Below are 14935 nucleotides of genomic sequence, written 5' to 3'. Positions count from 1 at the left end.
CAAAAATAGTACACTAACACATACATACATGTCAATATAAATTTACTATTTTTTCTAGCTAATGTTTTTTTATTCCAAATAAAAAAAGTCGCCCTAAAGGACGACTTTTATCGATCTTTTACTCTTTTTATTGGAATATCCTTGACAATATCCCGAATGACATAACTTGCCATAAATAATCCTGCGGTTGATGGAACAAAGGCATTTGAGGACGGAGGCATTTTAGCTTTTCTTATTTCTGCATCGTCATTACCAACAACCTTTCTAATATCTTCACGAATAACAATTGGACTTTCATCGGAGAAGACTACAGGAATGCCTTTACGAATTCCGTCTTTTCTAAGTCTTGTACGGATAACTTTTGCAATAGGATCGGTATGTGTTTTAAAGATGTCCGCAATTTGTAATCTGGTTGGATCCATTTTATTTGCAGCACCCATACTTGAAATAATATTTATATTTCTATTTAAACATTCTTTTATTAAATGAATCTTATAAGCAATAGTATCTGAAGCATCAACAACATAGTCTAATTGATGACTAAAAAATTCCTCATAGGTTTCTTCAGTATAAAACATTTTCAGAGCAATTACTTCACATTCAGGATTTATATCTTTAATTCTTTCTTTCATTAAATCCGCTTTAGATTGGCCGACTGTTGATAATAAAGCAGGCAACTGACGATTGATATTCGTTATATCTACATCATCTTTATCCACTAACACTAATTTACCAACACCTGATCTTGCTAAGGCCTCAGCAGCAAATGACCCTACACCGCCAACACCAAGTACCGCTACAGTACTATTTTTAATTTTTTCAATTCCTTCTACTCCAATTGCTAATTCATTTCTCGAAAACTGATGAAGCACAATATCATCTCCAAAATTCTACTTTGTCTTAATCGCAAAATGGGATAGATATCCCCTTGCTTTTTTATTTCCTTGATTAAGAATAAACAAATCCTAAGATAAAATCAATCTACTAGAAACTAAAAGCCTCAAAGCTAAACAATAACAAAACCCTCTATCTGTAGAGGGTTGAATGGTTAATATGAGAGATAAGCCCCAATCATGCCGTCGTAAAATCCTAATGTTTTGAACCCGCTCTAAAAGCAGGTGGGTGTTCTGTTCCAGCTTTATACGTCCTTATCAATAAGGCATGTATGCCACATGAAAACTCCAAACTCCCATTGTTAATATGTTCGGTCAAAACGAATAGGTACATGGAACGTACACATCAGGACTTATCTTATTGATTAAAATCTTACCATAGTAAAATTCATTTTTCAATCATACTATAGTCAGAAAAATGTTACGAATTTTGACAATCATTCATTGCATAATTATTCTTTAACATTTAATGCTAAATGTAAATCTTGTAACTGCTGTTCACTTACCGTTCCTGGTGCTTCAGTTAATAAACAGCTTGCACTTGCCGTTTTAGGAAATGCAATAGTATCACGTAAATTGGTACGTCCAGCTAATAACATAACAATTCGATCTAAACCTAAAGCAATTCCTCCATGTGGTGGCGTGCCGTAATCGAAAGCTTCAAGAAGAAATCCAAATTGTTCTCTAGCTTGCTCCTCAGTGAAACCAAGGCATTTGAACATTTTTTCTTGGATGTCTCTTTCGAAAATACGTAATGAGCCACCACCTAATTCATAACCATTTAAAACCAAATCATATGCCTGTGCTTTAACATTCACCGGATCTGTTTCTAATTTTTCTATATCTTCACGTGCTGGCATTGTAAACGGATGATGAGCTGCATAATATCGACCTTCTTCTTCGTCATACTCGAATAATGGCCAATCTGTTACCCAGAGAAAATTAAATTTAGATTCATCAATTAACCCAAGGTCTTTTCCTAATTTTAAACGAAGTGCACCTAATGCATCAGCGACAACAGATTTCTTATCTGCCACAAATAATAATAAATCTCCTGTAACAGCTTCTAAAATAGTACTCATTTGCTCTTGTTCTTCAGGAGAGAAGAATTTAGAGATTGGTCCTTTCAAACCTTCTTCTTCCACTTTTAACCAAGCTAATCCTTTCGCACCATAGCGAGAAACATACTCTGTTAAATGATCAATATCCTTTCGAGAATATTGACTAGCTGCACCCTTCACATTAATGGCTTTTACCTGCCCCCCATTAGCTACTGCAGCTGCAAAAACTTTAAATCCAGAATCCTTTACAAGTTCAGAAACGTTTATGAGTTCCATTGCAAATCTCGTATCTGGTTTATCGGATCCGAATCTGCTCATTGCTTCATCATATGTCAGTCTTGGTAATGGAGTAGGAAGATCCATACCTTTTACTTCCTTCATTAAGCGAGACATCATTCTTTCCGTCATATCCATGATATCTTCTTGACTATAGAAGCTTGTTTCAATATCAATTTGTGTGAACTCTGGCTGACGGTCAGCACGTAAATCTTCATCACGGAAACAACGAGCAATTTGATAGTATTTATCAAATCCAGAAACCATTAATAATTGTTTAAATATTTGTGGAGATTGAGGTAGTGCATAAAATTCCCCAGGATGTACACGACTAGGAACTAAATAATCACGTGCTCCTTCTGGAGTACTCTTCGTTAAAATTGGTGTTTCAACATCTAAAAACCCTTCGTCATCAAGGAAACGACGAAATGATTTCGTAACATCATGACGCATTTTAAAAGTTTCGAACATAACCGGTCTACGTAAATCAAGGTAACGATATTTCAAGCGAAGATCTTCTGCCACATCTGTCTGATCCTCAATCATAAATGGTGGGGTTTTCGCTTCATTAATAATTGTCACTTCTTCTACTTTGATTTCAATTTTTCCAGTCTTTAATTTTTCATTGACTGTAGATTCATCCCTTGCAACTACCGTTCCTTTAACATCTAATACATATTCTGAACGAATTTTATTTGCAATTGCTAAAGCTTCTGAAGAAAAATCAGGGTTGAAAACTATTTGTACAATTCCTGAACGGTCACGAAGATCGATAAAAATTAATCCTCCTAAATCCCTTCTCTTTTGTACCCATCCTTTTAATATAACTGTTTCACCAATATGCTGTTCTGTAACTTCTCCACAATAATAAGTACGTCCAAACATCTTTCTTAGCCCCCTACTTACAGATCCTTTTAAATTCATTAATAAAATCAACAAGTGAAATCTCGACCTGTTCACCCGTTTCCATATTTTTCAAATTAGTGATTCCTTTTTCTAGTTCATCCTCACCTAAAATAGCTACATACTTGGATTTCATACGGTCTGCTGCTTTAAATTGTGCTTTCATTTTACGGTCGAGGTAATCTTTTTCCGCTGAAAATCCTTCTTTTCTTAACTGTTGTAGCATGATCATTGCTTTATGTTTTGCTTCATTTCCTAGCGCAACTATATAACAATCAATTTCATCTTCAAACGGGAGTGTGACTCCCTCCACGGTTAAAGCTGCTAGTAATCGCTCAATGCTTAAAGCGAATCCAATTCCTGGTGTTTCAGGTCCACCCATTTCCTGGACTAGTCCATTATATCGACCACCACCACATAGTGTTGTTATAGCTCCAAACCCCTCAGCATTACTCATAATCTCAAATGCTGTATGGTTATAGTAATCTAGTCCCCTTACAAGGGTAGGGTCAACCTCGTACTCAATCCCTAATTCCTGTAAATACACTAATACTTGATCAAAGTATTCTTTCGATTCAGAGTTTAAATAATCAAGAATTGATGGAGCTGATTTCATTAATTCATGGTCTCTATCCTTTTTACAATCGAGTATTCTTAGAGGGTTCTTTTCTAGTCGATTTTGGCAGTCTGCACAAAACTCCCCAATGCTTGGTTTAAAATGATTGATAAGTGCATTCCTATGAGCAATTCTGCTGTCTTTATCACCTAAACTGTTAATGACTAATTTCAAATGTTTTAATCCAAGACGACTATATAATTCCATTGCCAAAGAAATTACCTCTGCATCTATCGCAGGATCCTGGCTACCTAATGCCTCTACTCCAAATTGAACAAATTGGCGAAATCGTCCAGCCTGTGGTCTTTCATAGCGAAACATTGGACCATTATAAAATAGCTTTACAGGCTGACTAGGATTTCCAAACATTTTATTTTCGGTATAGGAACGGACCACTGATGCCGTACCTTCAGGACGTAGGGTTAAACTTCTTCCTCCACGATCATCAAACGAGTACATTTCCTTTTGAACGATATCAGTCGTATCGCCTACTCCCTTTTGAAATAGCTCTGTATGTTCAAATATCGGGGTTCTTATTTCTTTATATTGATATTTTTTGCATAGATCCCTTGCAGCAGCCTCAATAAACTGCCACTTTTCTACCTCTCCAGGTAAAATATCCTGGGTTCCTCGTGGAATTTGTATAGCCATTATTAAACCTCCTTCATGTCCAAGGACTGAGACTTTACTCAGCAGTAAAAATATAAAATTGATTCATATAAATAAAAAAACCCTCAGTCCCTTGTTTAAAAAACAAGGGACGAGAGTTTTATTCCCGTGGTGCCACCCTAATTGAAGCAAATGCTTCCACTTAACACAGTTAACGCCTGCTAGACGTTTACCCCTACTAGAAAAACCTCTTTCAGGGCAAAACCTACAAAGTGTTCATTCATTAAGTCAGCATGTAGAAATGCTTTCAGCCTTGGACATTTCCTCTCTTTTCATGTGTTTCTTAACTACTATTCTTTATCATTGGTTATATGCGAATATTTTTATTTTATTTATATAATAATACGGGGCAGTAATAGTATTGTCAAGGCAAAATTAATTTCTCCCTAATTTCTTTTTTAATAATTTCACGTCGCCTAATGATAACCCAAATTCCGATGCAAGCTCTAATGAAGTTGCTTGATTTTCTCTTTCAATAAACGAATGTAAATTGGTGCCAAATATTTGATTTCCCCCATTTGTAACTAACTGGCTCTTTTCATTTGATCGCATCACTTTTACTCCTTTATTACTAATTTTTTCTGTCAAAAAACACGAAAGTATTTTCCATGATTCGATAGCAAAATTAATCGTGGTTACCTTTAATTCCTTATACTTATTCATTTTCTATACTTGGAATTGTTTTACCGCTCAATCGTCGAAGAAAAATGAATCGCCTCAAAACATCATTAAAATTATCAATTCTTGTCTTATTTTTATCTTTTCCCAATCACCTTTTTTTCTTTCATAAAAAAAGGATTTTTAAAATATTTCAAGAACTGAATATTAGACACTTTACATATTTCATCACTTGATTTCTAGAAGGGGTGTTTCATCGCTTGATTAAAAGAAGTTTTATATTGTTTACTTTATTAGTCTTCATAACTATAGGGTCAATCCAACCCTTCTATTATGTACAAGCCGAGGCAACTGTGAAGGTTGAAGTAGAAATTCTCAATATTCGAGAAGGACCTGGACTTTCTTATCCAATCATCCATAAAGGGAAAATAGGAGAAACATATGGATTACTGCAGGAAAAACAAGATTGGTATGAAATTCAACTTGAAAACGGGAAAAAAGGTTGGGTTGCAGATTATCTTGTTTCGGTAGATGAGCAACAGAAGCATTTGGAAAGCAAGGGTATAGTTACGGTTGATGGATTGAATATTCGTTCTACACCCAATCTCTCAGGAAACATTATTGGAAAATTAAACGCAGGTGAAGCCATTCAAATTTTGAACGAGTCAAAGGATTGGATCCAAATCTCAATTGGTAATAGAGGACAAAAAGGTTGGGTTAGTCGCCAATATATTATGTTTGATAGTAAAAATGAAATGAACACTCCGCAACAATTGAACGTAACAATCATACATAATGGAACGAACCTACGAAGTCAGCCGAGCACCTCATCACCAATTGTTGGAAAAGGAAGTAGTGGAGACTCCTATACGGTTGTCGAAACGAAGAATAATTGGTACAAAATTCAGCTTTCTAACGGGAACTTTGCATATGTCGCCTCTTGGGTCGTATTAACGACAATGGAAACAGTTCAAGACAATGACAAAAAGAAAGAAAAAGGATTAAAGGGAAAAATCATTGTTATTGACCCAGGTCATGGAGGACGAGATTCAGGTACAATTGGATTTAGTGGAACATTTGAAAAAGATATTACTTTACAGACTGCGGAAATTTTAAAAAATAAATTAAAAGAAGACGGTGCCATCGTTTATTTAACTAGAGAAAAAGATGCTTTTGTGCCGCTACCAGCAAGGGTTAATCTGTCTTCTATCCATCGTGCAGATGCTTTTATTAGTCTACATTATGACAGTATTGATGATCAAAGTGTCGTTGGCCATACAAGTTATTACTATCACTCCTATCAAAAGATACTAGCAGAAAATATTAATAATGGAATTTCAAATATATTAGAAATGAACAATCGTGGTGTTCGTTTTGGTGACTTTCATGTCATTCGAGAAAACACACAACCTGCTGTCCTTTTAGAATTAGGATATCTAAGTAATCCTGTTCAAGAAGCGTCTATTAACAGTAAAAAGTACCAAGAATTAATGACTGATGGAATATATAATGGTCTAGTCAATTATTTTAATTAATCGCTAATCGTATCTAATAATGTAAAAGGGATGTCTAATAAAGAGTCAGACCTCTTACTAGACACCCCTTTTATTAACTTTCAATTATTAGTGTAACAGGACCATCATTGATTAAGGAAACATCCATCATAGCTCCAAATTCCCCTGTGGCTACATAGATTCCATGATCTCTCAACATTTGATTAAAAAGTTGATAGATTTCTTCTGCTTTGTCAGGCTTGGCAGCTTCCATAAAATTAGGACGCCTTCCTTTACGACAATCACCATATAATGTGAACTGGGAAACAGATAAAATTTGACCGCCTACATCTAATAAAGAATAATTCATCTTTTCATTTTCATCTTCGAAAACTCTTAAATGGACGATTTTATCTGCTAAATATTTTGCATCTCTTTCTGTATCTTCATGTGTAATTCCAACTAGCAATACAAACCCATTGGATATTTCCCCTACTACTTCCCTATCCACTTTAACACTGGCTTGCTTACTTCTTTGCAATACAACCTTCATACTATATGACTCCTTTACATCTAACTACCGATCAAAACACCCTATTTATTGAATAAAACAATTAGTCATTCGTCATTCGACTTCTACCTAACTCATAATCCGACGAACGGAATATATATCAGGTATTTGCTTAATTCGTTCAACTACTTTATGAAGATGGCTGATATTTTGTATAGAGATAGACATTATGATTGTTGCCATTTTATTTCTATCAGAACGTCCACTTACAGCTGTTATATTTGTTTTCGTCTCATTTACCGTTTGAAGAACTTCATTTAACAAGCCACGTCGATCATAACCAGAAATTTCGATTTCAACATTGTATTCCTTACTAACGGTTGTATCAGATTCCCATTCAACCTCGATTAAACGGTTTTGCAGTTCCTCAGAAGTAACATTTGGACAATCTGTTCGGTGTACAGAAACACCTCTTCCTTTAGTAATGAAGCCAACAATTTCATCTCCAGGGACAGGATTGCAACATCTAGATAAACGAATGAGTAAATTATCAATCCCTTTTACCGTTACCCCAGTATCCCGTTTTTTCGGTTTAGCTGGAGCCTTCATGTCTGCTACAATTTCATTAACTGCCTCTTCTTGATCACGTTTTCTTCTTAATTTCTCTGTCAGTCGATTAGCAATTTGAAGTGCAGTAATACCATTATATCCAACTGCTGCATACATATCGTCTTCATTTGAAAAATTAAACTTCTCTGATACACGTTTTATATTTTCAGCTGTTAATATCTCTTTTAAATCAAAATTTAAATTCTTTATTTCCTTTTCTACTAATTCTTTACCCTTAACGATATTTTCTTCTTTACGCTGGCGCTTAAAAAATTGGCGAATTTTATTTTTCGCTTGAGTTGTTTGAGCCATTTTTACCCAATCTTGACTAGGACCATATGAATGCTTAGAAGTTAATATTTCTACTATATCACCGGTTTTTAATTTATAATCAAGTGTCACCATTTTCCCATTTACCTTTGCTCCAATGGTTTTATTCCCAATCTCAGAATGGACACGGTAAGCAAAATCAATTGGAACAGACCCAGACGCTAATTCAATTACATCACCCTTAGGGGTAAAGACAAAAACCATATCTGAAAATAAATCAATTTTTAATGATTCCATAAATTCTTCTGCATTTTCAGATTCATTTTGAAATTCAAGAATTTCTCTAAACCAAGATAATTTCTTTTCAAAAGAGGTTTGATTATTAACGACTTTGCCCTCTTTATATGCCCAGTGAGCAGCAACCCCATATTCTGATATCCGATGCATTTCAATCGTTCGAATTTGAACTTCAAGAGGATCACCCTTCGGGCCAATGACCGTTGTATGAAGAGACTGATACATATTTGGCTTAGGCATAGCAATATAGTCCTTAAACCTACCTGGCATTGGTTTCCAACATGTATGAATGATTCCTAATACAGCATAACAGTCTTTTATACTATTCACGATAATGCGAACAGCCAACAAATCATAAATTTCATTAAACTGTTTATGTTGTAAAACCATTTTACGATAAATAGAATAAATATGCTTAGGACGACCAGAAATTTCAGCCTTAATGGAAACATCTTCAAGTCTTTCATTAACTTCTTCGATGACATCATCTAAATATTGCTCACGTTCTGCCCGCTTCTTTTTCATTAAGTTGACAATTCGATAATATTGTTGGGGATTTAAATAACGAAGTGCGGTATCTTCAAGCTCCCATTTTATTTTGGAAATTCCAAGTCGATGTGCAAGAGGAGCAAATATTTCTATCGTTTCATTGGCAATCCTACGCTGTTTTTCAACAGGTAAATGTTTCAGTGTTCTCATATTATGGAGCCTATCTGCAAGCTTTATGAGAATAACACGAATATCCTGCGCCATTGCAACAAACATTTTTCGATGATTTTCTGCTTGTTGTTCTTCATGCGATTTATACTTAATCTTTCCAAGCTTTGTTACTCCGTCGACAAGCATTGCTACTTCTTCATTAAATGCTTCGCAAAGCTCTTCTAATGTTACTGCTGTGTCTTCAACTACATCATGTAAAAATCCTGCTGCTACAGTAGACGGATCCATTTCCAAATCAGCTAAGATTCCTGCTACCTGAACAGGATGAATAATATACGGTTCACCCGACTTACGATACTGCTCTTTATGAGCGTCAGCAGCGAATTCATATGCCTTACGTACTAAGGCAACATGTTCTTCGTTCAAATATTTAGTTGTACGATCAATTACTTGTTCGGCGGACATTATTTGATCCTTCGCCATATATAAAATCACCTTTAATTTTTAATGTAAGATAGAAAAGCATAAGCGCCTTGGCCAGGCCAGCCCTAAAGACGTAAGAAAATTCGTTTTTTGATTTTCCATAAAAGGAAAGTTGGCTTTATAACTTTCCAAGAAAATCCGTTTTTTGATTTTCTATAAAAGGAAAGTTGGCTTTATAACTTTCCAAGAAAATCCGTTTTTTGATTTTCTATAAAAGGAAAGTTGGCTTAATAACTTTCCAAGAAAATCCGTTTTTTGATTTTCTTTATTACTAGTTTTCGACTAGGGTCAGGACGCTATATTTGGACAACTATTTAATAAAAATAACAATACTAAGTTTAAAATGATTATAATTACTATTATCGAAAAAAAAACGTATAAAGTAAAGTGAATAATGCAGTTTTTTCTACAAGTTTCATTATTCTAGGTAATTTTTGTATAGTTTGGTGCTATATAAAAGCCTGATTAACGGCTTTTACACCCAATTAAAGATTAAAGCGATATTTATAAAGTTTATAGCTCTTTTCTGTGAAAATAAAACTCCGCCTTTAAGAATAATTTATTAAGTTTAAACTTGATTAAAATTGTGCAAGCTATAAATAATTTAATTTGGGCAATAGGAAAGCAGAGCTACCGAATTTTTCGGTTTCTCGTTTAACTTTTCTGTTGTTTGTCTATAATGCTAATTTAAGTTGACTCATGGTAGGGTTCCTTATTCTGAAGCATATGATAGACAATAGTTAGCATTCGATGTCCGATGGCAACGAGTGCTTTTTTCTTTCCCCTTCTTGCAGCTAGTGACCAATATTTGATTCCTAATCTTTGATTCCGACTTCTTGAAACAGCCCACGCAGCCTCACACAATGCAGATTTAATATGAGGATTTCCTTTAACCGTTTTAGTGTTTTTTTTCCTTCCAGCACTTTCGTGATTTCCGGGCGACAATCCTGCCCATGATGCAAGATGTTTGGAGGTTGGAAATTGTCCCATATCTACTCCTATTTCCGCAATGATAACAGCTGCCGTGTCTTTCTTAATTCCCGGCATTGTAACCAGAAGCTGTACTTCCTCCTGATAGTTGGATAAAATGACGTCGATTCTTTTCTCGATATCTGATATTAATTCTTCTAAATTAACAATGTGCATCCAAGATTGCTTAATAAGAAATAGCTGGTGATCATTTAATGTTCCAAATAGTGAGTCGGTAATCAATTGCTTTTTATGGGCCATTCTTCCATGTATCTTTTGTTCGACATCTTCTTGATCGATATAACCTTCATTCATCAGTTGTTCCAATAGTTTTCGTCCTGATACTCCAAATATATCTGAAATAACTGTGCTTAATTTGATGTTTGAGGACTCTAGTACCTTTTGGATTCGGTTTTTTTCGGATGTCATGTGTCCAATCCATTTTTTTCTGAGGCGAGTCAAATCTCTCAAATTTCGAAAGTCTTCGGGAGGGACAAAACTTTTCTCTATTAAGCCATGTCTTAATAATTTAGCAATCCATTCAGCATCCGAAACATCTGTTTTCCTTCCAGGGACATTTTTAATCCTTTGAGCATTTGCCAAAGTAATATCAAAGAAATCCTCCAAGATATTGTATACAGGTTTCCAGTAGACGCCTGTACTTTCCATTGCGATGTGGGTTACTTCCTTCTCCTCAAGCCATTTAAGAAGATGAAACAGATCCTTCGTCAAAGTAGGAAATGTTTCGGTCTCCTTAATCAAGTCAGTTTCTGATTCTCCAAGAATGACACAGGCAACTATTGTTTCCGAATGAACATCTAGGCCTGCACATCGTTTGTGCAATGTTTCCATTTCACTCCACCTTCTGAAAATATTCCACAAACAGTGGAATGAATTTGAAATTAAACATTTTTCTGTTCGTAGTCATCTCTCGAAATTGAGAGAGCTAACAATGGGTTGTGCACCAAATTCATTCCAACAGTTTTCTCAACAGGGTAAGACCACCAATAAGAGCTACGTCATATACTCACTGTTTGTGGTATCTACATTATGGGACAGAGAACCCATTTTCATTCTGGGTTGAGAGCGAAAGATCATGAAAGTTTTCTCATTAAAATGAAGGGTGTAGTAGTCTTCAGATGATAGTTATTTGTTAACACTTTATATAAATAGCAACAATGTTTTAGAAATAGAGCCTTATTCTAAGATAAAAAGCACCCAAATCGAGTGCTTTTTACTACTTAGCTAATATAGCATTGTAAAGAAAATTAGTAATTCATTAACGTTAAAATATCATAACCATCCAGCTTTTTTCTTCCCTCAAGATAGGATAGTTCAATTAAAAAAGCGATTCCAGCTACAATTCCTCCAAGCTCTTCAACTAATTTAATTGTAGCTTCAATCGTACCACCAGTTGCGAGAAGGTCATCTGTAATTAATACTCTTTGACCAGGTTTAATTGCATCCTTATGAATAGTTAATGCGTCTTTACCATATTCAAGGCCATATTCTACCTTTATCGTTTCACGAGGTAGTTTTCCTGGTTTTCTTACTGGAGCAAATCCTACTTCAAGTGCATAGGCAACCGGACATCCGATAATAAATCCTCTTGCTTCCGGTCCTACAACTAAATCAATTTCTCTTTTTTTTGCGTATTCTACTATCTGATCTGTCGCATATTTATATGCTTGTCCATTATCCATTAAAGTCGTTATATCTTTAAATACAATTCCTTCTTTGGGCCAATCTGGAACAATTGTAACAAATTGTTTTAAGTCCATTGCTTTGTTTCCTCCTCAACATCTTGCAAACCAATCATTCTTTCATCAAACCATTTTTTTAATTCTTGATAGGATGAAAATAATAATTCATTTTCTAATGTCATTTTTGCTAATTTTTCTTGATATGTGGATGATTCCAATAAATCTCTTTTCGATTTAACTGGATGAATTGTAATTAACCCATTCTTTATTGTAACAAATTCTAGTTCAAAAAACACCTGTGACATAAAGTCAACCGTTTCTCTTGTCCAACCACGGTGACTTGCTAAATCATTCCCAAAGCGATTTAAATCAAATGTCCCCCGTTTTCTTAAAAACGCATAAAACCATTTAAAATGTTCTCTAGTTGGTAAAGTACTAAAGAAATGTTCTTCTTTATGATAAAAATAAGTGTAGACCCTCGATGGTTGTTTGTTGTTTATCAATGATTCTAGTATCTCTTTTGAAGGAGGAAGATCTAATAGTATAATATTCCCACCATTAATGTTTAAAGACTGTGCTTGTGAAATATCCTCCAAGTGGACGATTGTACCATTAAATTCTGATTTTTGAAGTTCTTTAATGTTATCTTCATGAAATACAATAAATATACTATTATCCATAGGTACTTGCTGAATCCACTTTTTTAGAGGTTTATGTCCTCTTACATCAAAAAGTTGCCATTCTTCAATCATCATATCTTTGATAAAGATTTGTGGTTTTCTAATATTATTCCATTCATTTACTGCAAGTTCACCAATAGCAGAAACAGATGCAAGCGGGGAAATTTGCATGGAGTATTCACCTAACCCAAAACCGACTCCATCCAAATGAACTCCTGACTTTTCAAATATTACCTTCAAATGCTTATTGTCAGCACCTATTTGACGTATTTGTGAAATAGATAAGTCTTGTACTAACACTTTTGGCTTCGGATTAGACATCCCATAAGGTTCTAGTAAATTTAATTGTTCAATTGCTTCAAGATGGATATCCTCAATGGGAATACACGCATCAACTTCAGTAATAGGAACAAAATCTTCCTCTGTTAATACATCTTTAGCTATTTCATGTAATCGACTTCTTAGTTGAGAAACATCATCAATTTTCAAGGTCATACCAGCAGCCATTGGATGACCGCCAAAATGAGGGAGAATATCCCTGCATGCTGATAAGCTTTTAAATAAATCAAAACCAACAATACTACGAGCAGATCCTTTAGCCAAATTTGTTGAAGGATCGAAACTCAAAACAATAGTAGGACGATAAAATTTTTCTACTAGCCTCGATGCAACAATACCAATTACACCTGCATTCCATCCCTCTTTACCTATTACAAGTACATGGCTTTCTTTTAATTCCATGTTATCTTCCACCATAGCAATGGCTTCTTTAGTTATCTCATTGACGATAGATTGGCGTTCTTTATTCATTGCATCAATTTCTTGGGCAATATTTTCGGCTGCTATTTTATCGTTAGTAAGTAACAGTTCTACAGCAGGGTCTGCACTGTCCAGCCTGCCAGCTGCATTTAACCTTGGACCAATAACAAACCCCACTGTCTCTTCATTAATATCTGATTGTTTAGTATTTGTTAGCTCGAACAATGCTTGGAGTCCTTTATTCTCAGTTTTAACTAATCTTTTAAGGCCATTTTTTACAATAAGGCGATTTTCTCCACGTAATGGAACTAAATCGGCAATAGTTCCAATCGATACAATATCTAGTAAATGTTCTGGAATTTTTCCATATAATGCATGAGCTACTTTAAATGCAACCCCTACACCTGCTAATTCTTTAAACGGGTAATGGCTTTCCGGGTGTTTCGGGTGCACAATTGACAATGCCTGAGGTAGAATAGGACCCGGTTCATGATGATCGGTTATAATTAAATCCATTCCTAGCTCTTTGGCAATATCCGCTTCATGTACAGCTGCTATACCGGTATCAACTGTAATAATTAAATCAATTCCAATAGATGCTGCATAGCGAAATGCCTCTTCATTTGGACCATAACCTTCGGTAAAACGATTGGGTATGTAAAAATCCACATTGGCATCTAAATCATTTAATACGGTCATCATGACAGATGTACTACTTACACCATCTGCATCATAATCTCCATAAATTAATATTTGTTCTTTATTTTTTATAGCTAAGCGTATTCTATTAACTGCCTCTTCCATCCCATAAAGCAGATATGGGTCATGAAAGGATTCACTTTCACCATATAAAAAGGATTTAGCATCTTCAATTTTTTCAATTCCACGATTCACTAATAGAGTAGCTACGAGTGGAGTTATGTTTAAATGATTTACGAGTTGTTCCACAGCATTTTGATCTGTATCTCGCACGACCCACCGTGTTTTTGACTTTAACATATTTCCACCCCTCCAACCTATATATTATACAATGACTATTTCTAGATGTCATCTATATGAAAGGGGAGAAAAATAGTTAAAGATTAACAAATCAATGACTTAATCATACTTTGTTTCTAAGAATTCCAATATCTCTCCATCAATGCCTTCATAAAACACAGTTTTCCACCATTAGATAATTGATAAGGACCCTCAACTGGAACCAAACCTTTGCTTTTAAAATGACTAATCATTTCTTCTAAATTCTCGATTTCTAATGCCAAATGAGTAGAAGTTAGCTTCATCGTCGGAAGGTTTCGTTTGATTAATTCGATCAATAAACCATTTCCTGAAAGAAAAACAATCTCTTCATCCATGAATTGGAATTTACTGCCCACTTCTAAATTAAGTATATTTATATAAAAAGAGATGGATTCTTCCAAATTTGAAACTTCTATTCCAAAGTGATGAACCTTCAAAACGACCA

The 14935-nt window shown here is 34.9% G+C and carries 11 protein-coding genes, 1 other RNA gene and 1 other annotated feature; of the genes, 1 reads left to right on the top strand and 11 read right to left on the bottom strand.

Features of this window, described 5'->3' with window-relative positions; genetic code table 11:
- Window positions 1–107: 107 nt before the first annotated feature.
- From MHI39_RS09065 to MHI39_RS09045, 5 genes are all read right to left on the bottom strand, one after another.
- Window positions 108–872, bottom strand: a complete 765-nt coding sequence (locus MHI39_RS09065; protein WP_058002072.1) for a tRNA threonylcarbamoyladenosine dehydratase — start codon at window positions 870–872, stop codon at window positions 108–110.
- A gap of 188 nt (window positions 873–1060) precedes the next feature.
- A non-coding RNA gene (gene ssrS, locus MHI39_RS09060) (6S RNA) lies at window positions 1061–1249 on the bottom strand.
- Window positions 1250–1345: 96 nt separating this feature from the next.
- On the bottom strand, window positions 1346–3115 hold the full coding sequence (gene aspS, locus MHI39_RS09055) for an aspartate--tRNA ligase (protein WP_342541128.1): 1770 nt from the start codon (window positions 3113–3115) through the stop codon (window positions 1346–1348).
- 13 nt (window positions 3116–3128) lie between these two features.
- Complete coding sequence (gene hisS, locus MHI39_RS09050; RefSeq protein WP_216385747.1) at window positions 3129–4400, bottom strand: histidine--tRNA ligase; 1272 nt, start codon at window positions 4398–4400, stop codon at window positions 3129–3131.
- A 102-nt stretch (window positions 4401–4502) separates the two neighbouring features.
- Window positions 4503–4731, bottom strand: a binding site (T-box leader).
- A 62-nt stretch (window positions 4732–4793) separates the two neighbouring features.
- Window positions 4794–4970 carry a hypothetical protein gene (locus MHI39_RS09045; protein WP_169846956.1) on the bottom strand — a complete coding sequence of 59 codons (177 nt, stop codon included), beginning with the start codon at window positions 4968–4970 and terminating at the stop codon, window positions 4794–4796.
- 326 nt (window positions 4971–5296) lie between these two features.
- Between MHI39_RS09045 and MHI39_RS09040 the strand changes: the two genes are divergently transcribed.
- Window positions 5297–6571, top strand: coding sequence for an N-acetylmuramoyl-L-alanine amidase (locus MHI39_RS09040; protein WP_158022168.1), 1275 nt, complete (start codon window positions 5297–5299; stop codon window positions 6569–6571).
- Window positions 6572–6644: 73 nt separating this feature from the next.
- On the opposite strand, the gene dtd is transcribed toward MHI39_RS09040, so the two are convergent.
- The 6 genes from dtd to MHI39_RS09010 all read right to left on the bottom strand — a co-directional run bounded on the left by dtd (window position 6645) and on the right by MHI39_RS09010 (window position 14927).
- Window positions 6645–7082, bottom strand: coding sequence for a D-aminoacyl-tRNA deacylase (dtd, locus tag MHI39_RS09035; RefSeq protein ID WP_058002068.1), 438 nt, complete (start codon window positions 7080–7082; stop codon window positions 6645–6647).
- Between the two features lie 87 nt (window positions 7083–7169).
- Window positions 7170–9359, bottom strand: coding sequence for a bifunctional (p)ppGpp synthetase/guanosine-3',5'-bis(diphosphate) 3'-pyrophosphohydrolase (locus tag MHI39_RS09030; protein WP_058002067.1), 2190 nt, complete (start codon window positions 9357–9359; stop codon window positions 7170–7172).
- Window positions 9360–10046: 687 nt separating this feature from the next.
- Window positions 10047–11180, bottom strand: a complete 1134-nt coding sequence (locus MHI39_RS09025; protein WP_078109156.1) for an IS110 family transposase — start codon at window positions 11178–11180, stop codon at window positions 10047–10049.
- A gap of 416 nt (window positions 11181–11596) precedes the next feature.
- The gene (locus MHI39_RS09020) at window positions 11597–12109 is read right to left on the bottom strand and encodes an adenine phosphoribosyltransferase (protein ID WP_058002066.1); all 513 of its coding nucleotides are present in this window, start codon (window positions 12107–12109) and stop codon (window positions 11597–11599) included.
- A complete protein-coding gene (gene recJ, locus MHI39_RS09015; RefSeq protein ID WP_342541127.1) occupies window positions 12100–14469 on the bottom strand; it encodes a single-stranded-DNA-specific exonuclease RecJ in 2370 nt (789 codons plus the stop codon). The genes MHI39_RS09020 and recJ overlap by 10 nt, the downstream gene beginning before the upstream one ends.
- A gap of 116 nt (window positions 14470–14585) precedes the next feature.
- Window positions 14586–14927, bottom strand: a complete 342-nt coding sequence (locus tag MHI39_RS09010) for a VOC family protein (RefSeq protein WP_342541126.1) — start codon at window positions 14925–14927, stop codon at window positions 14586–14588.
- Between the last annotated feature and the right edge of the window lie 8 nt (window positions 14928–14935).

Source organism: Heyndrickxia sp. FSL K6-6286 (assembly GCF_038630395.1).
In the GTDB taxonomy this organism is placed as follows: Bacteria; Bacillota; Bacilli; order Bacillales; family Bacillaceae_C; genus Heyndrickxia; species Heyndrickxia oleronia.
Note: the sequence above shows the minus strand (reverse complement) of the source record. Positions and strands in the feature narration are given on the sequence as shown.

Excerpts from the sequence above, each read along its gene's own strand:
- aspS (WP_342541128.1), bottom strand. The coding sequence starts at position 3,115 with ATGTTTGGACGTACTTATTATTGTGGAGAAGTTACAGAACAGCATATT.
- hisS (WP_216385747.1), bottom strand. The coding sequence starts at position 4,400 with ATGGCTATACAAATTCCACGAGGAACCCAGGATATTTTACCTGGAGAG.
- MHI39_RS09045 (WP_169846956.1), bottom strand. The coding sequence starts at position 4,970 with ATGCGATCAAATGAAAAGAGCCAGTTAGTTACAAATGGGGGAAATCAA.
- dtd (WP_058002068.1), bottom strand. The coding sequence starts at position 7,082 with ATGAAGGTTGTATTGCAAAGAAGTAAGCAAGCCAGTGTTAAAGTGGAT.
- MHI39_RS09030 (WP_058002067.1), bottom strand. The coding sequence starts at position 9,359 with ATGGCGAAGGATCAAATAATGTCCGCCGAACAAGTAATTGATCGTACA.
- MHI39_RS09020 (WP_058002066.1), bottom strand. The coding sequence starts at position 12,109 with ATGGACTTAAAACAATTTGTTACAATTGTTCCAGATTGGCCCAAAGAA.
- MHI39_RS09025 (WP_078109156.1), bottom strand. The coding sequence starts at position 11,180 with ATGGAAACATTGCACAAACGATGTGCAGGCCTAGATGTTCATTCGGAA.
- recJ (WP_342541127.1), bottom strand. The coding sequence starts at position 14,469 with ATGTTAAAGTCAAAAACACGGTGGGTCGTGCGAGATACAGATCAAAAT.